Origin of the sequence: Ensifer sp. 1H6, from assembly GCF_001976035.1 — a bacterium.
In the GTDB taxonomy this organism is placed as follows: Bacteria; Pseudomonadota; Alphaproteobacteria; order Rhizobiales; family Rhizobiaceae; genus Ensifer; species Ensifer canadensis.
On the sequence record NZ_MOAI01000045.1, the window covers coordinates 16,223 to 40,824 of the forward strand.

General features: G+C 60.1%; 25 protein-coding genes and 5 pseudogenes. 13 read left to right on the forward strand and 17 right to left on the reverse strand.

Annotated features, from left to right (window positions below; genetic code table 11):
- Window positions 1–175: 175 nt before the first annotated feature.
- The 6 genes from BKP54_RS31895 to BKP54_RS31920 all read right to left on the reverse strand — a co-directional run bounded on the left by BKP54_RS31895 (window position 176) and on the right by BKP54_RS31920 (window position 6,087).
- A complete protein-coding gene (locus tag BKP54_RS31895; protein ID WP_084815490.1) occupies window positions 176–1,165 on the reverse strand; it encodes a beta-ketoacyl-ACP synthase III in 990 nt (329 codons plus the stop codon).
- Window positions 1,162–2,430 (reverse strand): adenosylmethionine--8-amino-7-oxononanoate transaminase, encoded by a 1,269-nt coding sequence (locus tag BKP54_RS31900; RefSeq protein WP_084815491.1) that lies wholly within the window; start codon window positions 2,428–2,430, stop codon window positions 1,162–1,164. Before BKP54_RS31900 ends, BKP54_RS31895 begins: the two co-directional genes overlap by 4 nt.
- The gene (gene bioD / locus BKP54_RS31905) at window positions 2,427–3,065 is read right to left on the reverse strand and encodes a dethiobiotin synthase (protein ID WP_084815492.1); all 639 of its coding nucleotides are present in this window, start codon (window positions 3,063–3,065) and stop codon (window positions 2,427–2,429) included. Before bioD ends, BKP54_RS31900 begins: the two co-directional genes overlap by 4 nt.
- Window positions 3,062–4,207, reverse strand: coding sequence for an 8-amino-7-oxononanoate synthase (locus BKP54_RS31910; protein WP_084815493.1), 1,146 nt, complete (start codon window positions 4,205–4,207; stop codon window positions 3,062–3,064). The genes bioD and BKP54_RS31910 overlap by 4 nt, the downstream gene beginning before the upstream one ends.
- A complete protein-coding gene (gene bioB / locus BKP54_RS31915) occupies window positions 4,204–5,208 on the reverse strand; it encodes a biotin synthase BioB (protein WP_245317975.1) in 1,005 nt (334 codons plus the stop codon). The genes BKP54_RS31910 and bioB overlap by 4 nt, the downstream gene beginning before the upstream one ends.
- Window positions 5,209–5,418: 210 nt before the next feature.
- A complete protein-coding gene (locus BKP54_RS31920; RefSeq protein ID WP_084815494.1) occupies window positions 5,419–6,087 on the reverse strand; it encodes a GntR family transcriptional regulator in 669 nt (222 codons plus the stop codon).
- Window positions 6,088–6,158: 71 nt separating this feature from the next.
- Between BKP54_RS31920 and BKP54_RS31925 the strand changes: the two genes are divergently transcribed.
- From BKP54_RS31925 to BKP54_RS36935, 3 genes and pseudogenes are all read left to right on the forward strand, one after another.
- The gene (locus BKP54_RS31925; protein ID WP_084815495.1) at window positions 6,159–6,413 is read left to right on the forward strand and encodes a hypothetical protein; all 255 of its coding nucleotides are present in this window, start codon (window positions 6,159–6,161) and stop codon (window positions 6,411–6,413) included.
- 487 nt (window positions 6,414–6,900) lie between these two features.
- Window positions 6,901–7,698, forward strand: coding sequence for a lytic transglycosylase domain-containing protein (locus BKP54_RS31930; protein ID WP_025430952.1), 798 nt, complete (start codon window positions 6,901–6,903; stop codon window positions 7,696–7,698).
- Between the two features lie 356 nt (window positions 7,699–8,054).
- A pseudogene (locus BKP54_RS36935) lies at window positions 8,055–8,402 on the forward strand (integrase); the annotation flags it as partial.
- Between the two features lie 226 nt (window positions 8,403–8,628).
- On the opposite strand, the gene BKP54_RS31945 reads toward BKP54_RS36935, so the two are convergent.
- On the reverse strand, window positions 8,629–9,735 hold the full coding sequence (locus tag BKP54_RS31945) for an aldo/keto reductase (protein WP_084815496.1): 1,107 nt from the start codon (window positions 9,733–9,735) through the stop codon (window positions 8,629–8,631).
- A 143-nt stretch (window positions 9,736–9,878) separates the two neighbouring features.
- On the opposite strand from BKP54_RS31945, the gene BKP54_RS31950 reads away from it, so the two are divergent.
- On the forward strand, window positions 9,879–10,790 hold the full coding sequence (locus tag BKP54_RS31950) for a LysR substrate-binding domain-containing protein (RefSeq protein ID WP_025430956.1): 912 nt from the start codon (window positions 9,879–9,881) through the stop codon (window positions 10,788–10,790).
- Between the two features lie 57 nt (window positions 10,791–10,847).
- Here the strand turns inward: BKP54_RS31950 and BKP54_RS31955 are convergent.
- Window positions 10,848–11,099: pseudogene (locus BKP54_RS31955) on the reverse strand (SDR family oxidoreductase); the annotation flags it as partial.
- A 490-nt stretch (window positions 11,100–11,589) separates the two neighbouring features.
- Between BKP54_RS31955 and BKP54_RS31965 the strand changes: the two are divergent.
- A complete protein-coding gene (locus BKP54_RS31965) occupies window positions 11,590–11,793 on the forward strand; it encodes a hypothetical protein (protein WP_025430958.1) in 204 nt (67 codons plus the stop codon).
- A 123-nt stretch (window positions 11,794–11,916) separates the two neighbouring features.
- Here the strand turns inward: BKP54_RS31965 and BKP54_RS31970 are convergent, their stop codons facing one another.
- The gene (locus BKP54_RS31970; protein WP_128090546.1) at window positions 11,917–12,186 is read right to left on the reverse strand and encodes a hypothetical protein; all 270 of its coding nucleotides are present in this window, start codon (window positions 12,184–12,186) and stop codon (window positions 11,917–11,919) included.
- Window positions 12,187–12,379: 193 nt separating this feature from the next.
- Here BKP54_RS31970 and BKP54_RS35555 point away from each other — a divergent pair.
- A pseudogene (locus BKP54_RS35555) lies at window positions 12,380–12,474 on the forward strand (transposase); the annotation flags it as partial.
- A 240-nt stretch (window positions 12,475–12,714) separates the two neighbouring features.
- On the opposite strand, the gene BKP54_RS31980 reads toward BKP54_RS35555, so the two are convergent.
- A complete protein-coding gene (locus BKP54_RS31980) occupies window positions 12,715–13,086 on the reverse strand; it encodes a helix-turn-helix domain-containing protein (protein WP_084815497.1) in 372 nt (123 codons plus the stop codon).
- Between the two features lie 97 nt (window positions 13,087–13,183).
- On the opposite strand from BKP54_RS31980, the gene BKP54_RS31985 reads away from it, so the two are divergent.
- Both BKP54_RS31985 and BKP54_RS31990 read left to right on the forward strand, forming a co-directional pair.
- Window positions 13,184–13,510 carry a nuclear transport factor 2 family protein gene (locus tag BKP54_RS31985; RefSeq protein ID WP_025430962.1) on the forward strand — a complete coding sequence of 109 codons (327 nt, stop codon included), beginning with the start codon at window positions 13,184–13,186 and terminating at the stop codon, window positions 13,508–13,510.
- Window positions 13,507–14,290: pseudogene (locus BKP54_RS31990) on the forward strand (SDR family oxidoreductase). The gene BKP54_RS31985 and the pseudogene BKP54_RS31990 overlap by 4 nt, the downstream one beginning before the upstream one ends.
- A gap of 149 nt (window positions 14,291–14,439) precedes the next feature.
- On the opposite strand, the gene BKP54_RS31995 reads toward BKP54_RS31990, so the two are convergent.
- Complete coding sequence (locus BKP54_RS31995) at window positions 14,440–15,369, reverse strand: LysR substrate-binding domain-containing protein (protein ID WP_158071743.1); 930 nt, start codon at window positions 15,367–15,369, stop codon at window positions 14,440–14,442.
- A gap of 90 nt (window positions 15,370–15,459) precedes the next feature.
- Here BKP54_RS31995 and BKP54_RS32000 point away from each other — a divergent pair, with 90 nt between their 5' ends.
- The 5 genes from BKP54_RS32000 (at window position 15,460) to BKP54_RS32020 (ending at window position 19,946) form a co-directional block, all read left to right on the forward strand.
- Window positions 15,460–16,854, forward strand: coding sequence for a M20 family metallopeptidase (locus BKP54_RS32000; RefSeq protein ID WP_084815498.1), 1,395 nt, complete (start codon window positions 15,460–15,462; stop codon window positions 16,852–16,854).
- Window positions 16,855–16,888: 34 nt separating this feature from the next.
- Window positions 16,889–17,719: a transporter substrate-binding domain-containing protein gene (locus BKP54_RS32005; RefSeq protein ID WP_158071744.1), complete on the forward strand. Its 831-nt coding sequence runs from the start codon at window positions 16,889–16,891 to the stop codon at window positions 17,717–17,719.
- Between the two features lie 6 nt (window positions 17,720–17,725).
- Entirely contained in the window at window positions 17,726–18,436 is a 711-nt protein-coding gene (locus tag BKP54_RS32010; protein ID WP_198956898.1) for an ABC transporter permease subunit, read from the forward strand.
- A 2-nt stretch (window positions 18,437–18,438) separates the two neighbouring features.
- Entirely contained in the window at window positions 18,439–19,179 is a 741-nt protein-coding gene (locus tag BKP54_RS32015; protein ID WP_025430968.1) for an ABC transporter permease subunit, read from the forward strand.
- A 515-nt stretch (window positions 19,180–19,694) separates the two neighbouring features.
- A complete protein-coding gene (locus BKP54_RS32020) occupies window positions 19,695–19,946 on the forward strand; it encodes a hypothetical protein (protein ID WP_025430969.1) in 252 nt (83 codons plus the stop codon).
- Window positions 19,947–20,277: 331 nt separating this feature from the next.
- Here BKP54_RS32020 and BKP54_RS32025 read toward each other — a convergent pair whose 3' ends face one another.
- The 6 genes and pseudogenes from BKP54_RS32025 to BKP54_RS36955 all read right to left on the reverse strand — a co-directional run.
- Window positions 20,278–20,730: a DUF2721 domain-containing protein gene (locus BKP54_RS32025; protein WP_084815500.1), complete on the reverse strand. Its 453-nt coding sequence runs from the start codon at window positions 20,728–20,730 to the stop codon at window positions 20,278–20,280.
- Window positions 20,731–20,833: 103 nt separating this feature from the next.
- Window positions 20,834–21,000 (reverse strand): annotated as a pseudogene (locus BKP54_RS36945) (IS3 family transposase); the annotation flags it as partial.
- Between the two features lie 96 nt (window positions 21,001–21,096).
- A complete protein-coding gene (locus BKP54_RS32035) occupies window positions 21,097–21,540 on the reverse strand; it encodes a hypothetical protein (protein WP_128090549.1) in 444 nt (147 codons plus the stop codon).
- Between the two features lie 89 nt (window positions 21,541–21,629).
- The gene (locus BKP54_RS36950) at window positions 21,630–21,944 is read right to left on the reverse strand and encodes an invasion associated locus B family protein (protein ID WP_245317979.1); all 315 of its coding nucleotides are present in this window, start codon (window positions 21,942–21,944) and stop codon (window positions 21,630–21,632) included.
- A gap of 15 nt (window positions 21,945–21,959) precedes the next feature.
- The gene (locus tag BKP54_RS32045) at window positions 21,960–24,215 is read right to left on the reverse strand and encodes an autotransporter outer membrane beta-barrel domain-containing protein (RefSeq protein ID WP_245317982.1); all 2,256 of its coding nucleotides are present in this window, start codon (window positions 24,213–24,215) and stop codon (window positions 21,960–21,962) included.
- A partial coding sequence (locus BKP54_RS36955) for a hypothetical protein (RefSeq protein ID WP_245317984.1) occupies window positions 24,212–24,602 on the reverse strand: 391 nt, incomplete at its 5' end. The genes BKP54_RS36955 and BKP54_RS32045, both read right to left, overlap by 4 nt.

The window sequence follows — 24,602 nt, forward strand, 5'->3', positions numbered from 1 at the left end:
ACAACATTAGTTGCCGCTTTCATAGACCAACGTTCGTCTGCTCGAACGATCTAACGTGAGAGGAGGACCAGGCCCCACGCCTGGTCAGCCCATGCACTAAGATTGCGGGAAGCCGAATTGCAGCGCCGACATTTTTGCCATCGTGTCGCCATCTCGCGTGTCATATGCGCCGGTCTCAAAGACCAAGAACGATCGCTCCGCCCGTCAGCCCTGCTCCGGCTGCGGTCAACAGCAGCCTTTCTCCCGAAGCGAACGGTTTTTCCTGATGCGCAATCGACAGGGAAAGCGCGATGGTCGCGGCGGAAGAGTTCCCATAGTCCTCGATCGTTCGCACTGTTCTCTGCGGGTCGATGCCCAGATTGTCGCAGACGGCATCGAAAATACGCGCGTTCGCTTGATGTGGCACAAAGCGGCCGACATCCACGGCCCCAAGGCCGGCTTGCGCGAGCGCCCGGCTGCCGCAAGATGTCATCATCGCGACTGCCTGCGTGAACATCTCGCGCCCGTCGCGCATCGTCATCAGGAAATCTTCCGTCGCCATGCCCGGCGCGAAGGGCCGGTTGCTGCCGCCGGCCGCGATCGAGATCAGATCGTAGCGGCTACCGTCGGAGGCGAGATCGACCCCGAGCAGGCCTTTTTCGGGGTCATCAGAGGGCGCAAGTACGATCGCGCCGGCCGCATCGGCAAAGAGCACGGAACTCGCCCTTTCCGCCGGGTTGATGCGGCGACTGAGGATATTGGCGGCGACGACGAGCACCGGTTTTCCCTGCGCACGAACAAAGCCATCGGCAAGCGTCAGTGCGTAAAGGAAGCCCGAGCAGGCACCGGCAAGGTCGAGCGCGCCGGAATTGCGGAGCCCGAGCCGATACGCAAGTAGTGGCGCCGAAGGTGGCAGCAAGTGATCCGGCGTCGAGGTCGCGAGCAAGGTCAGGGCTATGTCGCCCCGAGCTACGGCCGCATCCTCGAGGGCAGCCTCGCCCGCTTGCGCTGCAAGACCTGTCAGCGTATCCCCCTCCTCGATCCAGTGTCGCGCCCGGATGCCCGTCCGGCGCGCGATCCAACCCGGTTCCAGCCCGAGTTTCATTTCAATCTCGGCATTTTCGACGCGCCGCGTCGGCACGGCATGGCCGAAACCGGCAAGTCGAGAGGAGCGGATGGCGATCATAGTTTCCCCGCCGCAAAGACCGATGCCGCCTCATCGATCGCGTCGTATGCCCGATCGAGATCGGCATCCGTCACGCAATAGGGCGGCATCAGATAAATGACATTGCCGAGCGGGCGGATCAGCAGATTACGCTCGCGGAAGAAGGCCCTCAGCATTGGGCCGGCATCCGACAGATAGCCGCCCGCCGGCACATCGAGATCGAGCGCGGCGATGGTGCCCGCCTGGCGGACATTGCGGAACCGCGGATCGGCGGCAAAGCGTGCCAATCGTTGCCGGTGTTTCTCCGAAAGCGCGCCAATACGCTCGCGCACCGGCTCCGTCTTCCAGATCGCCAGGTTGGCGACCGCCGCCGCGCAGGCGATCGGGTTAGCCGTGTAGGAGCTCGAATGGAAGAACGTCTTGCGGCGGTCCGCAGAAAGATGGGCGTTGAAGATTTCAGCCGTGCAAAGGGTCGCCGCCAGCGGCAGTGCGCCACCGGTCAATCCTTTCGACGTGCAGAGGATATCGGGCACTATTCCCGCCTGCTCGCAGCCAAAGAGGGTGCCCGCCCGCCCCCATCCGGTCATCACCTCGTCGGCGATCAGCAGGCTGCCATGGCGTTCGGCGATCCGCTTCAGTTCGGCGAGAACACCAGCCGGGTACATTTTCATTCCGCCGGCGCCGAGAACCAGCGGCTCGATCAGCAACGCCGCCACCTGACCAGAGACGCAGCTCGCCTCGAACGCGTCGAGTGTCTCCTGTTCGCGGCCGGCTTGCGGAAATGGTAGCCGGTCGACGGCAAAGAGAAGCGGCCGATAGGCTGCGTTGAAGACGCCGCGCTCTCCGGCCGACATCGTGCCGATGGTGTCGCCGTGGTACCCGTGTTCCATGACGCAGATGCGGCCGCGTGGCGCTCCGGCATTGTGGAAATAGCCAAGCGCCATTTTCAGCGCGACCTCCACTGCGGTCGAACCGCTGTCGGAGTAGAACACATGCTCAAGCCCAGATGGCGCGATTTCGATCAGGCCCTTCGCAAGTTCCTCCGCCGGCTCATGGGTATATTCGGCAAAGATGACCTGATCATAGGTTTCCGAGGCGCCGCGGATTGCCTCCATGATCGTCGGGTGCCGGTGCCCGTGGGTGATGACCCACCAGGACGAAATTGCGTCGATGATCCGCGAACCGTCCTCATCGATGAGATAGGCACCGTCCGTCTTTGCGATGCGCTTCATCGCCGGCTCCAGCGCGTGCTGGGTGAAGGGATGCCAGACCGGCGAGCGTTTCATGCCAGCGCCTCACGGAAACAATCGATATCGAAACGGTCGCAGAACGCCTGCCTCAGACCATCGGGCGTCAGCGGATCGAGCCGCGGCAGCCGGCCGAGCCTGCGGACCTGCCCCAGCTCGGCAATGATGTTCTCGGTGTCAGCCTGTGCGTCGCCGATGAAGACGACACCAAGGATCGGGATCGCGCGGTGACGAAGCGCTTCGAGCGACAGCAGCGTGTGATTGATCGTCCCAAGCCCGGTACGGGCGCACAGGATGACAGGAAACTGCCAGCGCGCGAAGAGATCGGCAAACACCGTCCGTTCCGTCAGCGGCACCAGCAGGCCGCCCGCCCCTTCGATGACGAGCGGGAGATCCACCGCAGGCGGCGAAAGGTTGTCCGGCGAAATCGGGACGCCGTCGATCCTCGCCGACAGATGCGGCGAGACGGGCGTCGTCAGCCTGTAGCCCTCCGGCAAGATGCGGTCAGTCGGAATTCGGCCGAGGCGCCGCACCGTTTCGCTGTCCGTTTCGCCGTCGAGGCCGGATTGCACCGGCTTCCAGTAGCAGCCTGCAAGCGCATCGGTGAGTGCTGTGGCAAACACAGTTTTGCCGATACCGGTATCCGTGCCGGCAACCACGAAACGCGGCATCATGACCGCTCCTCCGCGATCGCGATTTTGAGCCGCTCAAGCATCGACAAAATCGTCGGCCTGTCGACGTTCAGAGTAATGGCAAGCCGCAGGCGCGCCGTACCTTCGGGAACGGTCGGTGGCCGGATCGCCCGGATATCGTAACCTTCCGCGCGCATCCGCGCCGCGATCCTGACCGCACGACCATTGTCGCCGATCATCACCGGCAAGATCTGCGATCCACTCCCCGCAACACCGAGCGTTGCGGCAAGCGCCTCATTGGCAAAGGCGCGCAGCTCTGCGAAATCCGCCCAGCGCTGCGGTTCGTCCGCAAGCACTCTCAGTGCCTCACGAACGGCGACGGCCATCAACGGCGACGGCGCAGTCGAGTAGATGAAGCCGCGCGCGCGGTTGATGAGATAGTCGCAAAGCACTCCGTTCGCGCCAAGCAGGGCGCCGGAAGATCCGAGCGCCTTGCCGCAAGTGTGCAGCACGACGACGTTCTCCCGGCCCTCAAGCTCCGCCGAGAAACCGCGGCCACCGCGACCGAAAACACCGGTTGCGTGCGCCTCATCGATCACGAGAAAACCGTCATGGCGGTCCGCGAGTTCGGCGAGTTCCGCAAGCGGCGCCCGGTCGCCGTCCATCGAATAAAGGCTTTCGACCGCTATCCACGGATGCCCCGTTCCGCCGGCACTGCGCCAGTGCCGGAGTGCGTTCGCAAAGGCGTCGACGTCGTTGTGGCTGACGGCCCGTGCCTGCGCCTTGCTCGCCACAATGCCCTCGTGGGCGCTCGCATGGATCAACGCGTCGTGAATGATGATGTCGTCGCGCCGCGGCAAGGTGGAAAACACCGCGGCATTGGCGGCATAACCGCTGCCGAAATAGAGCACCCGCTCTGTCCGGAAGAATTCGGCCGCTTCGGCCTCCAGCGCCTCGTGCTCCACATGGTTGCCGCGCAGCAGCCGCGATCCGCCGGCCCCGACTGGCACACCGCAGTCAATCGCGGCAGCAACGGCAGCCTTCAGGCGCGGCGAATTGGCAAGCGCCAGATAGTCGTTCGAGGTGAAATCGACGCCCGCCTGGGCCAAGAGCAGCCGCCGCCGCCCCTTGCGCTCGAGCCCCACCAGCGTGCTCTTGTAGCGGCCGAGGGCCTCCGGGTTCATTCGGCCGGCTCCAGTTCCATCGGTTTCAGTCCAAGCCGGCGGAAAAGCGCCGCATCGTGATCCTCACCGGGGTTGCCGGCGGTCAAAAGTGTCTCGCCGACGAAGATCGAATTGGCGCCTGCGAAGAAACAGAGTGCCTGCATTTCGTCGGTCATCTCGGTCCGGCCAGCCGACAGACGCACATGAGACCGCGGCATCAGGATGCGGGCGAGCGCGATCGTGCGGACGAAGTCGATAGGATCGACCGGCGCCGCGTCGGCCAATTTCGACCCAGGAATCGGAATGAGCATGTTGATCGGGACGCTTTCGGGTGGCGACGGAAGATTGGCGAGCGTCACCAGCATGGAGATGCGGTCGTCTGCTGTCTCACCCATGCCGAGAATGCCACCGGCGCAGACTTTGATGCCGGCTCCGCGCACATTGGAGAGCGTTTCGAGACGATCGGCAAAGGTGCGGGTAGTGATGATCTCGCTGTAGAAGCGTTCGGACGTATCGACATTGTGATTGTAGTAGTCGAGGCCAGCATCGGCGAGTGACGCCGTCTGCGCGGGCGACAGCATGCCGAGCGTCATGCAGGTCTCCATGCCAAGCGCTTTGACGCCGCGCACCATCGCGACGATCGCCTCCATGTCGCGATCCTTCGGGCTGCGCCAGGCAGCGCCCATGCAATAGCGCGTCGCGCCACCCTCCTTCGCCTTGCTGGCCTCCGCGATGACCCTTTCGACCTCCATCAACTTCGAGGCCTTGAGCCCGGTCGGGTAGTGCGACGATTGGTTGCAATAGCCGCAATCCTCCGCGCATCCGCCGGTCTTGATCGACAGCAGACGGCTCATTTGCACGGAATTTGGATCGAAATGCGCGCGATGGACCGAGTGCGCGCGAAAGAGAAGGTCATTGAAAGGAAGATTATAGATTTTTCTCGCTTTAGCAGATTTTGAACCGTCCTCTTGGGTCGCGGAATTGGCCGAAATTTGCTCGTTTGGTCCGCCTGCATTCAGCATAACCTAGTTGCCCTCGTTGTTTACGCCGGAATTATCAATAGAATCTAATTTTATCTATAATTCTTTGTTGAGCACGGAGTCGCAACCGACTAAACGGCGAGACGGCAGGAGAATTCAACCATGGCGAGTTCAGGAAGAGGTTGTGTGGCCGTCGCGGTCGTTCAACCGGAGCCCAAAAAGCCTTAAAAACCGCGTACCAAGCGCCGGCCGTCAGCCGACGATGGCAAAGGCATCCCGCGTGGAGCCGGAGACGTTCTTGACCGGTTTCTGGCCTGTCCACTGGACATGGCGCTCCAGGACTACGGCTGCGTTTTCGATCTCGCCCTGCCGAAGGAAGGTGAGAATTGCTCGGTGGTCATGGTCCGTCCGTACCTCCCATTCCGACCGCCAGGTCGCGAACAGGAAGCGGGCGCTGACAGCATGCAAATCGTCGATCACGGCAAGCAGACGTGGCATACCGCACGGCGTCAGTAGCAGCCGGTGAAAGCGCCGGTTCGCCCCCTCCCAGGAGCGCACATCCTGGGAATTGTCCGCGGCGACCGTCGCCTCTTCAGCCAGATCGAGGATCGCCGGCGTCAGGTGCGGAGCCGCATGACGCAGCGCCAGAACTTCGAGCGCGGCGCGCATTTGTGCGACCTCTCGAAGCTCCTTGAGATCGAATGAAGCGACACGCACCCCACGACGCGGTTCGCTAATGGCGAGACCCTGCGCTTCCAACCTGCGGAAGGCCTCGCGCACGGGCACGTGGCTCGCCCCAAATTCCTCAGCGATATGGTCCTGCCGGAGTTTCGTGCCTGGCTCCAATTGGCCGGTCACGATCCGGTCGGCAAGAATGCGGCTGATGCGGCTGGCAACTGTATCGTCATTGATCGCGGTCATTTTTTATAGATAATTTGCGGCAGCCTTGTTGTCGAGCCAGTTCAAGGAATGTGAAATGGAGGAAAAAACAAATGCCCGAGGACGCGCGACCGCGAAAAGTGAACGCCGAATATGCGATTGAGTACCTCCAGGAGCATCCGGAAGCCGGGCTTTGCTGCGAGGGTCGGCGCTGGTGGATTACGCCGAACGCAAACGAAACCGATCAGATCGCCCTGACTCTTGATGCGGTTGAGGCTGAGCGGCTCAAGGATGATCCTCGCCTGCGGCTCGTGTCCGGAATCGCTCATGCGGGCCGGTCGCTCTGGGCCGTTCGAAGAATGACATAGCTATGCGCCCCATGCTCTAGCGTCTCCGAGCTTGCGTGGAACTTAAGCCTGGCACCATCTCGGACATCCGTTCGGCCCTGGAAAAGGCTGGGATAAGCAGATTCTACCGCCCGTCCCTCGCCTGCCTCACCACTCGGTTCACTCGCTTTCGCGAAATCGCGCTTCGCTCGATATGTCGAGGTCGGCCCAACGTACAGATTGCGTTTGGGTCCGCTATTGGAAACCATCTGACTGGCGAATTGCCTCCGCGGCTCGGTCTATACCGTCGTCTGACAAGAACGGCGCCTGAGCCAAGAACCTCAGTGTTTTTGAGTAGCTTTCCACTGTGTTTGTCCAAATCGCCATGGCTGGCTTTATTTCGCACAATCGCTATTATTAATTTGGTCAAATTTCTCAAGCGCGCGAGCAACCATTTGGGCTTCCGCAAGGGAAGGAGTGACGCCATGCGGCCGGATGCTTGATGGATCAGGCCGACTAGGAGAGCGACATGGCGTTCTTTGCTAAGGAACAGTTGATCGCTGCGGCGGGCGCCCTCGCCTTCTGCCTTCTCACGTGCGTTGCTGAGGCGGCCTCATGCGGCAAAAGCGCTGCCGGGTTTCAACAGTGGAAAGTGGAGTTTGCGGAGACGGCAAAGGCCGCCGGCATCAGGGGGAAGGGTCTTGCAGCGCTTCTCGGAGCGAAATACGCCGTAGGGACCATCCGGGCCGACCGCTCCGTCAACAAGGCTTTCAGCGGCTCGGTCGACGACTTTATGAGACGACGTGGTGGGTCCGCGATTATTTCCAAGGGCCAATCGCTCAAGACGGCGAACGCAGCACTCTTCGGCAACATCGAGCGTAAGTACGGCGTGCCCGCCGGGGTGTTGCTCGCCATCTGGGGTATGGAGACCGGCTTCGGCGCCTCCATGGGTAACCAGAACACTGTGTCGGCAATCGTCACGCTCGCCTACGATTGCCGCCGTCCACAATTCTTCGCGCCGCATGCGATCGCGGCGCTCAAGCTGGTCGACAGCGGCGTGCTGAGCGCCCGCTCGGTCGGCGCCATGCACGGCGAGATCGGCCAAACCGGGTTCCTGCCCGGGAATGTCTTGAAGTACGGCGTCGGCAGCAGGAACATGCGCGACACGAGTACTGCCCTGATGTCAACGGCCAACTTCCTCAGGGCGCACGGTTGGCGGGCCGGCGGGGGCTATCAAGGCAACATGGGCGCCATCGCTGGCTGGAACTCCGCGAGTGTCTATCAGCAGGCAATTGCCCGCATCGGCGAGGCGATCGACGGTAGTTAGACAGTTAGGCCGGCATCCAGCTAAAAAAGCCGCCGTGCGACGGCTCAGATTGCTGGTTCCAGCCCACACGTCGTGAGGAGCGCATGCTGCTTTCGGCCACTCACTGGAACGTCAGTGATCGCGCCTCTAGAGGCAGCCTTCGCGCTCTTCAAGACATTCTGCATCACCTGTCGCGCGACGACCTTGAAGTTCGGCGGCGATTTCAGGCGTGACCAATCCCAGTCCTCGGCGGCAAGAGCTCTGATGTCCGCTTTTCGTGTTGGGCGTCCTGGCAGCGAACGGTCGGCCATCGGCCCCCTCGATCCCTGCGCTCCTGCGTTCTCCTAACGGCCAATGTTGGCCGAAGGAGAACTGAAATGGGTATTGCACAATACGATCCTACCGCACTGGGCCGTCCGGCGTGGAACGCCGGCCGAACGGTCGGCGTCAAGAAGCCGCTGAAACAACACCGGATCTGGGCGATCCGATTCTTCCTCGACCGGGAGGGACGCATGAGAGATCGCGCGTTGTTTGACCTCGCAATCGACAGCAAGCTGCGTGGGTGCGATCTCGTAAACATGAAAATCGGAAGCCTCGTGACAGGAACGGAAATTCGAACCCGAGGCATGGTCGTCCAGCAAAAGACCGGCCGTCCGGTTCGGTTCGAAATCACGGCGGATGTGCGGGCAAGTTTGCTTGCATGGCTGGAACGGCGAGGTGGAACAACCCGCTCGGTTTCCTTCTTCCAATCGCGCTTGTCGGCGCTGAAGCGCCTATCTGGGATCGCGAGGCTCCGTGAAAATCATGCTGTCCAAGCTTCTCCGCATATCTTCCGGTCAACAAATGAGACGGTATCGACGAGTAATCGGATCGCTTGTGGCAACGCTTCCTTACGTCGCCTTTTGAATCAATCAATCACCACTCCCGCAAGAGGCTTAGTAGGTCCAGAGTCTATTTCACCCCGGCAAACCTTCCAGACATTTCCAAGTCGGGATAATAGCCGCTGGGCTTGTCTCCCAGCGTCTTTCCACCGGTCAGGCTCCCCTGGATCTCCGCGCCGAAGAATGAATAGGGAAATGTTGCTGGCGGTGTGCTTACCGTGTTCAGACGTTCTCGCACCTCAGCCGGAATGACGAAGTCCAGCGCGCCCATATTGTCCGTGATCTGCTCCAGCTTCGTTGCACCGAGGATAACGGAGGCCACGCCCGGCTGCGTTATTACCCAGTTCAACGCTATTTGTGCCATGCTGCGCCCGAGTTCGACTGATACCTTTTCAAGCTCAACAACGATCGCCCAGTTGCGCTCGGTGAATTTCTGGAAGCCGGGATTGCTACTCCCCCGCACCGTCTCGAGTCGGCCGACAGCCTGCCCTCTTTCGCCCGGACGATATTTACCGCTCAGCAGTCCGCTGGCCAGCGGACTCCACACCATGATCCCGGCACCATAGCGTGTACCCAAGGGCACAAACTCGTTTTCTATGTTGCGCTCTGCCAGCGAGTATTCCAGCTGAAGCGCCGATATCGGCTCGTAGCCGCGATGCTCAGCTATCGCCTGCGCACGGCTTGCATACCATGCCGGCACATCCGATAGGCCGAAATGGCGCACCTTGCCTGAACGGACGAGGTCGTCCAGCGTCCGCATTACCTCCTCTGGTGGTGTCAAACGGTCCCAGCAGTGCAGGAAGTAGAGGTCGATAAAATCCGTGTTGAGCCGTTTCAGAGAGCCTTCAACGGCACGCAATATGTTCTTGCGTCCGTTACCAGCAGCATTTGGGCTGCTGGCCTCAAGATTCATACTGAATTTGCTGGCGATCACCGCGTCCTCGCGCAAGCCGCGCTCTGCTATGAATTCTCCTAGCCAACTTTCCGCCGTTCCACCAGTATAGGCATCCGCCGTGTCGAAGAAGTTGCCACCGGCGTCGACATAAGCGTCGAACATGGAACGGGCAGTCTCCTTATCCGCCCCCCAGCCCCATTCCGTGCCAAAGGTCATAGTACCCAGGGCGAGCCGGGTGACTTTCAAGCCGCTCTTTCCGAGTGTGTGATAGGTCATGTTCATCGTTTTCTCCAAAAGCCGTGCGGAGAGAGGGCCAGCTTGGCCGGGGCGGCCGGCACCTCCATTTGACCTTTCATGGAATAGCCGTCGGCGACGGGGGCAACTAGACTGTTTAATCTGCATACATCATGCGATATGATTCATGAATGAATCGCGATTTGCTGCCTCATTTGTCAGTAGTGGCCACCGTAGCGAGGCGTGGTGGATTTGCTGCGGCAGCTAGGGAACTCGGCATGAGCGCGTCAGCAGTCAGCCACGCGGTGAGACTTGTCGAGGAACGTTTGGGGCAGCCGCTCTTTGCCCGCACCACGCGAAGCGTCGCGCTCACCGAGGCGGGCCAGAACCTTGTTGACGTCTTGATACCGGCCCTTCGGGACATTGACGAGCGGATCGACCGCATCCGTGCCGTCAAGGGGCGGGCAAGTGGACTCTTGAGAATCAACGCTGCCCGCATCTGCCTGCCCCTCGCTGTGACGCCGATCATCACTGCTATGGCCGGGCGGTATCCCGAAGTCGAAATCGAGATATTCTCCGATGAAAGGCTGACCGACATTGTTTCCGAGGGCTTCGATGCCGGAATACGCATTGGCGAGATGATTGCACAGAACATGGTGGCGGTCCGGCTGACACCGCCCTTTCGATCCGTCGTGGTCGCATCGCCGGCCTACATCGGTCGCCGTGGATACCCGAAGAAGCTCACTGACCTTTCGGATCACAACTGCATCGGCTACCGGCTCATGCGCTCGGGCGGCATCTATCAGTGGGAGTTCGCCGAGAACGGCCGCGATGTCTCGGTCGCGGTGCGTGGCCAGTCGATCGTGACCGAGTCCCATTCAGCGATCGAACTGGCGCTGGCCGGTGTTGGTTTGGCTTACGTATTCGAGCCGCTCGTGCAGGTTGACATCGCGGCAGGCAGGCTAGTTCAGGTCCTGACCGATTATGCGATAGAGGAAGCTGGTCTCTTCCTCTATTATCCGCGCCGGGCCGAACTTGCACCGAAGCTCCGAGCATTCATAGAGACAGCCCGCGGTATCGGCCGCAGTCGCGCTGCTCATTAGGTTGTTCATCATCACAGGATCGCGGTCATGCCGCCATCAGTGAATGCAGCGATCTGTTCATATGGCTGTGGCGTTCTCGTCGGGGACAGCGGCGCGCTTGAAGCCATGGACATTGCCGTTGACCCATACCCCGACGCCGGCATGCCAGACGGGATCGGGCGCGTCCATCATGCTCGCCTGCCGCCGGATCAACTCCGTGTCGGTCGCAGCAGGGAAGATCGCGTTCACGCGTATGCCCCGGTCGGAATATTCGAGCGCTGCCGTCTGGACGGTGCCGGCGAGCGCGCGCTTGCTCGCGTTATAGGCGCATTGCTCGGGCCTTCGGCAGTCTGAGCGGCCGCGACCCGGATGATTCTCATCTCATGTTCTTTGATGTCGACGCTATTATCGCCGCTGGGCGGCCGTTGGATCCTCTTGCTCCAGGCGACCCAAACCCGATCTTGATGTCAACGCCTGTGCTGTAGGCCGCTTAAATCCGGAACGCGAAGCGCATCGATCGCTACCTGCGCCGAAAGATGGACGCCTTGACTCAGAAACAACTGCGGCACGCGGAAGAACCCATGCGCCGGAAATCGTGAGCTAGCCACCACCTGTCCGACACCGCCAGCCGCCGACGCGTCATCGCGTGCGGCCAAACTCATGGCCAAGATTCCCATCGGCAGCAAGGGAGGCTTACCGAGAACGACCCGATCACATTCTCAATCCAATCGGCTCGTGAAAGTTTGCCGCTCGATGCTCTCTTCAAAAGCGCGTAGACTGCCTCGACCGGCAGATTTACCCCTGGGAGAGGAGATCAGCCATGCATCACTTCAGCAGTTTCGATTTTGCCATTCATCCTGACGAATTGGCGATGCTTGAAGGCGTGCTCCACAAGGCGCTGGAGGAGCGCAACCTATCGATCGGCAGCAAGGAAGCCGAGGAGCTCGCCAAGAGGATTATCGAGCTTCACCAAACCGGCCACAGAGACCCGGCCCAGATTTGGGAGATGATGAGGACAATCTGATGAGCCATCGATCGCCCGCTTTGAACGCGCTTGGCGCAAACAAGCGCGCTTTCGCATTTCTGCGACGGGCGGAACTCGCAAAACTTGAACCTCGCCGTCGTATGCTTGCTAAGACAGAGCTGACTATTTGATCAGATCGCAATTTGCGGCTCGGTACTTGGTCTCCGCGATAGGCTTCAAAAGCGACACGTCGGTGATCCATTTGTCGGACGGCAGCGAAGCGCCATTGTTGTCATTTTTCGCCATCTGATCGAACGTCTTCTGCACAACCGCCGAATAGATGCGGCCCACGACGAAATCGACACTGGGGCCTTGAGCAATAAACATTATGGCGATTGGTGCGTGCTTAAGGGTATCGTCCCGCGCAAACTGCCCGGCGTGAAGTTTGGTCACGAAGGCCCTATCAGCGTTTGGGCCGAGGTCTAAGAGGCGCTCGGATTCCATCGTGCGGCTTGAGAAAAAAGTAAACTGGTGACACCCACGCCGACCAGGCCGGTGCTGCGCGGCGACCCAGCCGCGATCCTGACTTCGCCTGCGGCAAGAAGGACCCGGCTTTCCTCGAGGAAACGGCGGTGCTTGGGGAACTGATGGGCTGATTTGTGTCACCAACAATGCGGCTGAACGCGCACTGCGCGGCTTTGCTCTCGGCAGAAAATCGTGGTTGCCGGTGAACGAGGCGGCACCTTTACTTGGATCCTAAAAACCAAAATCAAAGCCTTCGAGCTCAATGAACTCTGCCCCGACCGCAGATGCCTGTTCCTCGACTTCACCCATTAGTGTCCCAACAGTCCCTGCAATCACGACCCCAGTTCGCTCCCAGATATATTGGGCCATCCCTATGGCGGCCCAAGGCCTCAACAGCCCGATGCTTAAGATCGTGCAATAAGGCGACCTGTCCTCTGTCCTCGCCTTCAATGAAGCTCATTTCTTACCACCCCGTTTTATGCCCTCCTGATCGGCGCCGTCCGCACTCTCCCGCTGGGCAGCCCATGTGAGCAGCGCGTCCAAAGCTGGACACAGGGCCTGGCCCCAGTCCGTCAGGCCATATTCGACTTTCGGGGGCACCTGATGGTGGACGATGCGGCGCACGATCCCGTCCTTCTCCATTTGGCGAAGCTGCTGGATCAGCATTTTCTGGGAAATTCCCGGGATTGCGCGTTCGAGATCGGAGAAGCGCAGAACATGCCCACCAAAGAGGTGAAACAGGATCACGAGTTTCCAGCGCCCCTCGAGGAGCTTGAGCGCGTTCTCGACGCCTTCGGCTGCCGTTTCTCGCGTATATTGATAAGACATACTTTCTTGTAAGTACCTTACTTTTTCGTACGTTCTTGCATTTTTGGGAGGTTAAGCCATTTTCGATAGCCGAACAAGCTCTGCTCGGAGATCGATCATGCCCCTTTCACTGCCCAAGCCCATAGCCGACTACTTCGCCGCGGATGCGACGGATGGGACGGCGGTCGCCAAATGCTTCACCGCCGATGCCGTGGTCATCGACGAGAAGCAAACGCACCGGGGACGCGAGGCGATCGCGCGCTGGAAGACCGAGGCGTCGGCAAAATACGACTATGACAGCGAACCTGTGGCCATTGACGACCAGGACGACAGGATCATCGTCACCGCGCATCTGACTGGAAACTTTCCGGGAAGCCCGGTGGAACTTCGTTACGCTTTCACTCTCGCAGGAAACGAAATCGCTCGCCTGGAGATCGCCCTATGAGCGTCGAACTCGGTCTTGATGGAAAGCGAGCCCTGGTGACGGGCGGCACCAAGGGTGTGGGTGCGGCGGTCGTTCAGGCGTTGGTGGCCGCAGGCGTGAGAGTCGCGACGACAGCCAGGACCGTGCCCCGAGAAAGGATCAGAGAAAATCCATTACGTCGCCGCCGACCTCATGACTGGGCAGGGTTGCGCGAAAGTCGCCGAGGAGGTGCTGCGCGAGTTCGGCGGCATCGACATCATCGTCGATGTGCTTGGAGGATCGAGCGCGCCAGCGGGCGGCTTCGCAGCATTGACCGATGAGGAATGGCAGAAGGAGATCGATCACAATCTCATGCCTGCGGTCCGGCTCGACCGCGCGCTGCTACCGTCGATGATCGCCCAAGGATCAGGCGTCATTATCCATGTGACTTCGATCCAACATGAACTGCCTCTGCCGGAATCGACAACGGCCTACGCAGCAGCGAAGGCCGCGCTATCGACATACAGCAAGAGCCTGTCGAAGGAAGTGACCCCCAAGGGGATCAGGGTGGTTCGCGTGTCGCCGGGCTGGATCGAGACCGACGCCGCCGTAGCCCTCGCAGAACGGCTCGCGAGGGATGCCTGCACCGATTATGAAGGCGGCAAGAAGATCATCATGAATTCTCTCGGCGGAATTCCGCTCGGACGGCCGGCGAAACCCGACGAGGTGGCCGATCTGATTACCTTCGTGGCGTCCCCGCGTGCCGCGGCAATAACCGGCACCGAATATGTCATCGACGGCGGGACCGTTCCCACCGCTTGAGGCTGAAGAGAGCACCGGCCGCGATTTCCTTCGTCGAGAACCGAAGACGTCGGACCAACGTGAAACTAACCAACCTGCACAACATGCGTCTCTTGCTCGAACGAGGCCGGCGAGAACAGTACTCGGACTGAAAGCACATGCGGGACTGGTTACCCCAGTTTCGCCGTCGCAAGACCTTGATCCAAGAGCCAGCTTCTTAAGATCGCAACCTCTGGTCGCGCAAGATTAGCGTCGGGTGTCATGATGACATAGGGCTGCCTAATCGGCAGCGATATCCCGAAGGCATCGACCAGCCGCCCGGTGCATAGTTCGGTCTCGACCAGGAAATCTGGAACCAGAGCGAAGCCGGCGCCCGACAGACAGGCATCGATCGCAAGGTGCACCAGATTGAACGACAATGTTGACCGCAGTTCGAGATGCCCAAACCCAGTTGCAGCAAACCATGCTTCCCACCCTTCATCGTGCCAGCCCGGTTCGGCATAATCCACCTTGATCAGGGGCCGGGACAACAAGTCAGCAGGTGTCGACGCAGGCGGGAGGGTGGCCGCCAAGTCGGGCGAACCGACGACAATCAGGCTGCCATTGATCAGCGTATCCTGTCGGACGCCCGGAATCGTTCCACGGCCATGATAGATTGCAAGATCCGGATCCGGTTCCCTAGCGCTCCACCGGTGCGGCAGAGCCATGACAGCCACGGAGATGTCGGGATGGGCCTTGCGAAACTTGCCAATGCGGGGTGCAAGCCACTTCGTTGCGAGTGAAAACTGGCAACGAACGGTGACGGTGCTGAGCCCGCCGGGTACTCGTGCCGCAGCGCCGACGGCGGTGAGTTGATCGAAGATCGCACCGAGGCGCGTTGCAAAGACCCGGCCGGTCTCCGTCAATCCCACGCCATTGGCGCGCCGTTCAAACAGCGGTCCACCGACCCACTCTTCGAGCTGTTTCATGTGATGACTGACTGCGCCCGGGGTCACGCTCAGCTCACCAGCCGCCCTGGCGAAGCTCAGATGGCGCGCCGCAGCTTCGAAAGCGCGCAGTGCGGGCAGCGGTGGTAAATGACGGGCCATGTCGAGACTCAATCCAGCTAAGGGTAACCGAGAGAACTTTTGGTTTGCTTGCATATTCGTCCGCGTGACATCGTGCTGTCAACGCAATGAATGAGCAGGATTATGTCTAGGGATCAATCTATAGCCACTGCCGTCGCCTATCTGGCCAACGGGCGCTTTCTGGCCGATTTGACACGCCGCGTCGCAATCGCGACCGAAAGCCAGAATCCCGCACGGCGCCCGGAATGCGTGCGTTATTTAAACGAGTTCAGGCAGGATCTCACAAGCCTCGGCTTTACTGGCGACATTCTGGACAACCCGGATCCCATGGGCGGCCCGCTGCTGATCGCGCGGCGCGACGAAGCAGGACATCTGCCGACACTGCTCGTCTACGGACATGCGGACGTGGTGGCTGGCATGGAAGGCGCATGGTCGAATGGCCGTGATCCCTGGCGCGTGAGTGTCGAGGGCGACCGCCTCTACGGTCGCGGTACCGCCGACAACAAGGGCCAGCACACAATCGTGATGCTGGCTCTGGAAGCGGTTCTGGCGACGCGCGGATCCCTCGGCTTTAACGTCGTGGTGCTTATCGAAACCTCTGAGGAGACCGGTTCGGCCGGACTTCACCAGATTTGTTCGGAACATCGTTCGAAGCTCAAGGCCGATTGGCTGATCTCATCGGACGGACCTCGCCTGGCCCGCGACCGCGCGACACTTGATGGTGGCACCCGTGGAACCGTTGATTTCGATCTGATCTGCGATCTCAGGGCTGGCGCACATCATTCCGGCAATTGGGGCGGCCTGATTGCCAACCCGGCCGTGATCCTCGCCAACGCCATCGCCAGCCTGGTGTCGGCGACCGGTCAAATCAATGTTCGAGGGATTCTTCCGACTGAAGTTCCTCCAGGCGTCATGGCCGCACTCGGTCGAATAGAGCTTCAAGCCGAGAGCGGCGGCCCGGAGCTTGACGGCTGGTGGGGCGAGCCGGGATTGACGCCATCGCAACGCGTCTTCGGCTGGACGGCACTCGAAGTCTTGGCGATGACGGCAGGCACGCCGGCTCTACCGATCAATGCCATTCCGCCCCGCGCATCTGCACGACTGCAGATCCGTTACACCGTCGATACCGATCCGGCGGGCTTCATGCAGACAATTCGCGCCTACCTCGACGAAAACGGCTTTGGCAATGTCGCCGTCGTCCCAAAGGCAACGGAACTGGAATGGGGCGCCACACGCCTCGATCCCGAGCATCCCTTGATGCGCTGGGCGGCCGCGTCCGTTCAAAGGACGACGGCGGTGGAACCGACAATTCTGCCGAATGCCGGAGGCTCTCTACCGAACGATTGCTTCGCAGATCTGTTAGGAATTCCAACGGTCTGGGTGCCGCACTCCTATTCGGGATGCTGCCAGCATGCGCCGGACGAACATCTGCTGACGCCACTTGTCGCAGAGGGTCTTGCAATCATGGCGGGCCTGTTCTGGGACCTCGGCACGGACGACCGACCCGAACGCTTTTGAACCTGCCAACACAAATACAATGAGGGGGACAATCATGAATGCAAAATGGACGGAACTGGTCGCAGCATTGACGCTTGCAGCATTATGCGCGACGCCAGTCTTGGCTGAGGACTTACCTGAAGTGCGCATCGGAACGGATGGCGGCTATCTTCCCTGGACCTCGATGACGCCTGCGGGAGAACTGACCGGTTTCGATATTGAACTGGCAAGGCTCGTGTGTCAGCGAATGCAGCGCAGCTGCCGCTTCACCGCCCAACCCTGGGAAGGACAGATTCCCGCTCTTGAGCAGGGCAAATATGACATCCTCGTCGGTGGGATATCGATCACCCCAGAGCGGCAGAAACGCCTTGCCTTCACGCAGAGCTACGGCAACCTCCCGATCAATTTTGCGGCCGCCAAGAATTCCGGCCTGAACGGGAAAAGCTCCTGGGCAGAGCTCAAGAATGCGCTGGTAGGCAAGACGGTCGGCGTCCAATCCGGCACGCAAAGTCAAAAGTTCATGGACAATGAACTGAAGGGCGAAGTTAACGTCCGCCTCTACGACAATCAGGACAGCCTCAATCTCGACCTATTGGCTGGAAGGATTGACGCCGCACTTGCGGGGCGTTCCCCGTGGATAGCTCTCACGGGTTCGTCACAAGGCGAAACGATCGAGATCCTGTCACCCAATCTTGATTTCGAGCAGTTCGACTATCTCGGCGTCGGTGTCGGCGGACTGATGCGCAAGGATACCGCGGTGCTTCGCAAAGCATGGGACGTGGCCCTTTGCCAACTGAAGAAAGACGGCGAAGTCACACGGATTTCGCAGCAATGGTTTGGTTTCGATATCTCGACCAAGGCCGACCCGAAAATCTGCGGGGAATGATTTTTGATGGCTGCGGACGCGTCCATTCTTCAAATGCTGGCCTGGGGCGATCAGGGCTGGTCCAGGCCGCTCCTTGTCGGACTCGGCGTCACCGTAACCTGCGCGAGCCTCGGCTACGTTCTCGGTGTCGCCCTTGGGTTTGCGATTGCACTGGCGAAGCTCGGAAGCAATCGCTGGATCGCGGGCGCAGCCAATCTCTATACGACGGTGATGCGAGGAGTGCCGCCCTTGCTCGTCATTTTCCTTCTCTTTTTCGGAACCAACGGGGCGCTGATGTGGGTCGCGCGCGGTTTCGGTTACACCGGCTACATCGAGATAGACGCGTTTTCGGTCGGCGTGATGGCCGTCACCCTCGTCTCGGCATCCTATAGCTCCGAAGTGTTCCGCGGCGCGCACGGCACCATTCCAGCCGGGCAGTTTGAGGCTTTCGCCGCGCTCGGCCTTCGTCCGTTTCTGGGACTCTATTTGGTCATCATGCCGCAAATGTTCCGGCAGGCCCTGCCGGGCCTGGGCAATGTCTGGATCATGGCCATCAAGGAAACGACACTGCTTTCCGTGATCTCTGTGGCCGAGCTTATGCGGGTCGTCGGCCTCGCCGGGCGCACGACCGGACAACCCTTCGTCTTTTACGGCGCCGCGACTGTCATCTATTTCGTGCTTGTCGCCGTATCCTCGCGGGTGTTCGTCGCCGTCGAGAACAGAATGCGCTGGGGCTGATCATGGATTTCGAAACGACACTACACGTTGCTAGCGAACTGGCTGGCGCAATCTGGGTCACATTGGCACTGGCGGCAGCAACCCTCCCACTTGGTTTCGTCCTGGCGGGTATTGCCACTTGGGCGCGTGCTTCGCGTCATGGGTCTCTTCGGGCTATCGCATCAGCCTATGTTCTAGCGTTCCGCTCCACGCCGCTGCTGGTTCAGATCTTCGTACTTTACTATGGCCTCAGCCAGTTCGCATGGCTGCGCGAAAGTCCAGCATGGATCCTGTTGAGGGAGCCTTTCGCCTGTGCTGTGATCGCCATGAGCCTTTGCTCGGGCGCATATACGGCCGAGGTGATGCGCGGCGGTCTGGCCGCCGTGCCCAAAGGCGCGATCGAGGCAGCCCGCGCGCTGGGACTGTCGTCGATCAAGGTCTTTTTTCTCGTCACCGCTCCGATAGCTGTGAGACGCGCTTTGCCGGCCTACAGCAACGAGATCGTCGTGTCGCTCAAGGCGACGTCGCTTGCCAGCACCATCACGGTGATGGAACTGACCGGTGTAGCAAAGGATCTGATGAGCGAGACCTTCGCCGTCATCCAGGTATTCTGCATGGTAGCCGCCATATATTTGATCATCAATTCGGCACTGATCCTCGGATTGCGTTTGTTGGAAATCTACCTTGCTCCACCACACGAGCGGCCGCTTAGGCATCAGCGCGGGAGAAATCGAAGGACTGAAGTAAGATCAGCGGATGCATGAGTTGAAGCCAAGCGAATTCAAAACTTGACGTTTTTGAAGGGAGTTGAACCTTCGGACCAGCCATAGTTCAGATTTCAAAGCCTCCCCACGATCGTAATCAAGGGCGACGATTTTCCGAGATGCTGCCAAGGTCATTCACCTTGAGACGAGAAACGCCACGCATCGACGATGACCCGTTTTCGCTTTAGCTCATGCGCGACGAGTATTTGTGGATATGGAAACCTTAGCCGGTGCGTACCCCAACTGCCTGATAGTGCGGATTGAGGATCTTGCCCATGAGTAGGTGCATCCTTGCCATAGGAAAATTGTCGGCAAATCCGACCGTTCGCGCTTCCCGTAATTCCAAATGAAGGACACGCCCGGCGAAGCGAAACGCGGTAGGCAGCGGACCGTGCAAGGTGAGTTTGACCGTCCCATGGCCGACTAGCCGCAGCTCCTGTTAACCTTTCGTTAACCATATTTTCCGAACCTTCTGCCCGGGGGCTTTCCGCAATCTCTTACGGAAGGAAAACAGCATGAGGCTCGTGACATTGTCAGGAAGAATTCTGGAGCACAGCCACCACACCTTGATCGTGATGAGGGATGGCAGCACCTGTCAGGCCGTCTGCGTGGTCAATGACAGCGTGATCGGCGATATTCGTTCCAAGCTCACGTTGCTTGAGAGGATCGCCAGCCGAAAGCTCGATGGCGGAGAATTCGCCTTCGACGGTCGCATCTGGATCACCGCTTCCGACCTACCCGAGAGGGCAGATACCATGCGGCATTGATCATCGTCTATCGTACTTGCATCCCGAGCTTCATCTGTAGGGATTGATGGCAAAGGAACCGCCGAGCCCGTTTTGAGCAACTGTAACAGGCGAGAATTGTAGCCCTTGAAGGGATACGAACCCAAAACCCACAATTTAGGGTAGGCGGCATAAGGCTCGACTATGGACTTTGAGTTAGTCTCCGGCCCTGCCAACGCACTGGGTAGAGATCGTCGAAGCGTGCGAAGCCACAGAACGTTCTCGGAAGCCGCCAAATAGTTTCCGTGTTTTTCGGTATGGTCGGGTGCGACCAATTCAATTGTGGTCGGTTACCAACGTGACAAGCACGTGGTCAGTCTTGCTCCATGGAAACTTGGTCCATTCGTATTTGCCGCAACATGTTCCGTCCAGCGATCAGCAATTCAAACAGGAACGCGACAAGCGATCCGATAAGCGAGACGATGGCACCACCAAAAAACCAGAAGAGATTTTCTTGGCGCAGTCCTATGGCAAGAGCGCCAGCAAGCAGATTTAGGATTGCGCCGCCCGTGCAAATGCCGGCCATCACCCCAAGCACGACCGCAACCTCCAGTGCAAGTGCCCTTCGCCGCAGATACGCGATCTGCATGCGAAACAACTTGCCCTGCTTACCCCTATCCGCGACCTCGTTCAGCCGGTCCGAAACTCTCCCGAGGCGAATGGTGTAGATACTGACAAAGCCTGCGGTGCCAGCCAACAAAAACACCGGCGCAAGGGATGTTTGTATGACAGAGGCATGGTCTGTGACGATAGGCGGTGTGTGCAAGAGTACCTCTCAGAAACAAATTGAACTGCGATGCATCAAGCTTTGACAGCGGTAGATGTCGTCCACGACGTAACGCAGACCCGCCGGAACCTTCAGCCCACCCAACCCGCTTGACGTCAACAATCCAGCCCGCCTGGGTGCAGCATTCGCCTTGATGGGCCGAAAGCCATATCGGCCATATTTGTGGGCGAGCGCTGTGATGCTGGCGGTCAATGCCGCCTCATCATCCGCTGTCTTAGCGACTTTGCGCTGCGTGGAACGACGCTCAAGAACAGTGCATACCTGACAAAGCTTCCAGACGATCTCTTCCGCCTTGTGTCTTTTCGCCGCCATTTCAATGTCCTTTTGCGGCTTACAAGCCATACTTCAAGAAGGACCACTTTTCAGGGGGCAGACCAATCTCCTCACGGTCCAGCGGCTGGGCCGGCCCTCGGCACTGATGAAGTACAGCACGCCATATGCGACGATCGTGAAATCGACAAGGAAGGCAGCAAAATAACCTTCTATCCAAGGCTCCCCGAGATTAGTTAAATACAGATAGACCATAAATGCCTTCTCGAAGGTGCTGAACACCATGGTCTCAAATCGTAGCCACGGACGGAACCCCGCGACCACCATCAGTGCGCCAATTCCGAAGATCATGATTCCCCAGTGTCGCAGAGCAGGTACGCTCGAAGAGGTGAAATCGACAAGTCCACCGAGCATCGGTGTGATGAGTTTGATGTCGAGCGCGAACGGCAATGTCCCACAGGTCGCCAAACCGAAGACGATGAGAAACCATTTGATGGTTTTGGAAATGAACTTGTTCAAAGTGCACATCGTTATCCGCCGAAAAAGATTGGAAGCGAGCTGTAAAAAGATGGAGCAAGACGGTCCGCCCGGGCGACACACCGCAGATGTCATTTCATCAGGGCTGTCACCCGATCCAAGACAGCGGAAAAGCCTTTCAGGGAAGCCGACAACGAGATCGGTTCGTTGGTATTGTTAGCCTTGGCCATCATCTTGAGCACCGCTCCGGTCCGCAGCTCGGCAAGGGCTGCACCGTGGACGCAGCTAACGATCCAGTCCGCGTAGGTTTCCTGCAGAGAGGACGCACCGCCCGGCAGCGGGGCGTGCTCCTGCGCGAACGTTTCACCAATGGCCAGGACCACCAGGCAGAAGGTAGCGAAGATTGTCCGATTCGACCGGAACCACGATGATAAGCACTGTCTCAAGGCCCCTGTCTCCCCTCAGAACTTATAACCCAAGCGCAACGCGCCGCCGTGGCTCGTGTAGGTGTCGGAAAACGAACCCTGGTAGTTCAAGCGCAAACTGAAGCCGTTGTCGCTCGCCAGATCGACGCCGGCGGTCAGCCGCCCCACCACGTCGCCCAGCGGCACCTCACTGCCGAACGTGCCTATCCCGGCGGGCGCATTGGCCAGCCGTGCAGACGTATCCCAGCTATCTGCGCTGCTGAAGCTCACTCCGGCGGCCGCGAATGCCCGCATGACCGTTGTCTTGTTAACGTCAACTCGCGTACCGACTTCAATGGCCGGAGTGGCGTGGAAGCTCCATTGGCCGGCATCATCGACCAGGAGGTCGAGGGTGCCGGCTCCCGACTCGCGATAGCCATTGGCATGCGAATAGATCAGGTCAAAGTCCACCAGAGGCCGCACATAGTAAGGATCCTGCGCGAAGGTATAGGCTGCGCGCACGCGGGTGCTGACATTGCTAACCTCAGGGTCGCCTTCGGCCTGGCCGGCGAAATCAGGAATCCGGATCGTGCGAGTATTGTCGTACCAACCGTAGCTGCCGGCAACGGCACCCGACAGCAACCAGGGGCCGCTCTGATGCTTCAGGGAAACACCGGCGTAGAGGATGTCGCCGTTGGCGTTGACCCGGGCGTCGTCGCCGCGGATGGAACTGCGGTCATAGCCGCCAGCGAAGCCGACGAACCAGTTCGGCGACACCTCGACCTGGGCGCCGGCTTGCAGGGCATAGGTCGTGGTGTCGAAGCCCGACACGCTGGCGCTGGTCTTCTGGTCGAGCGTCTGTGCGCCGGCCTGAGCCCAGCCACACTCCGTCTCCGTCAGGAACGAGGTGCCCGCGGCAAACACGGGGCAGCTGAGCAAAAGGTCGAGGTGCTGCTGCGTCATGGCGATGCTGCCGGCCGCAGCTGCACCGGAGACACCGGGCGACATGTCTGACAGAGCTGCTCCATAGCTGCCCGCATCGCCGTCGGCGAGAGAGCCGAGCGTGCCGAACAGTGTGCCAAAGGAGCCGCCGCCGGCATCCCAGATCTCCTGCAGGTGACCTGCGACTCTATCCTGGCCGTCGTTTAGCGCGACGCCGGGCTCGGCGAAGTGGGCCGACTCAGCCGAAACCGACAGCTCGTTTCCTGCCCGGGTGATGGCATAGTCGAAGATTGCCGACTGGGCGCTCAGCGAATGGTCCAGGGTGCCTCCGACGGTGAGGAACGGCAGACTGATGTCGGGCAGGACGCTGATGGCGTTCACCGCGAAGTTGCCGTCCAGCGTAGCGTCACCGTCGATGGTCAGCCGATCCATGCGCGAGCCGGCGAAGTCGGCGGTGAGCCCCAGTATGCCACCCGCGTCCTGCGTGAGGTCGCCAGTGATTCTGGTGGCGTCGATGCCGTCGGAATGACCGATCATCAGCCGGCCATGATTCATCACGTCAGCCTCATAAATCTCCGCATCCGTAAGCAGGCCGCCGGCCTCATTGATCACGGAGACGGCCATGCTGCTGCCGAAGCGGGCCGCCACCGGCAAGTTGTCGTCGTCGGATACGACTTTGCTTTCGATGAGATCCCCTCTCACGCTGCCGCTGATCGTGCCGGAGTTAAGAACGGTCAGGGTGCTGCCGACGGGCGAGCTTCTGCCGACTGTATAGTTGACGGCAAGGCCTGAAGCAGCCGAGACGCTGCCTCCGGAATTGACGGTCACCACGTTGTATTTCCCAGCCGAAACCCAGACACCGGCGCCGTTGTCGGAGCCGCCGGTGACGGAACCATTGACGGTCACATTGATCTTGCCGTTGTTGTCCGTCCCTGCATCGCTCTGCGCGAACATGCCGATCGAGTCTTTGCCGGTCGCCTGGATAGTTTTGCCAGCATCGAGGGTGACCGTCACATCGCCGCTGTTGCCGGCCGACGAGAGATTGCCGTTGGAGCCGATGAAAGCACTGGTCGCGTTGCCGCCGAAACCGCCGCCGCCGCCGATCGACTGCAGCAGCACACCATAGGCGCTATAACCAGCGGTACTGATGCCGGCGGTGCCGTGGTCACTGTCGAAGGTGACGTCGACCGTGCCGCCATTACCGCCCGCACCGCCACTGCCGCCAACACCGACGGTGATGTTGGCCGTTGCTTGGCTGCCGGATGCGGTGGACGTGCCACCGGCACCGCCACCGCCGCCGATCGATTGGGCGACGATGCCGTCTGCCCAGTCGCCCGTGGTGGCAATGTGCCCGCCATGCGTCAGCGTCACCGTGTTGCCATTGGCGGCCGTGCCGCCACTCCCACCGTCGTCAATGGTGCGCCGACACTGACGTTGAAGCAGTAGCCATGTCCATCGCCGTCTTCGCTGGCGCATTCGCTGCCACCCTCGTCGTCGAGCGGCTCGGAATCGTCAGAAGTAGCCTGCCCTACCGAGCCGCCTAGCCCGCCGCCACCGCCGATCGACTGCGCGAGCACCCCGTCCGCATCTGCGCCAGAGGTATTGATTTTACCCCTGGTGGTGACTGTGGCCGTGCCCGCCGTCCCGCCACTGCCGCCAGTCCGGCCAACGGAAACGCCGACAGATGCGGAGAAAGCACCGCTGCCCCCTTCGGATTCTTCGGCTTCCTCGCCGCCGGGCAGGTCGGCGCTGGCCGAT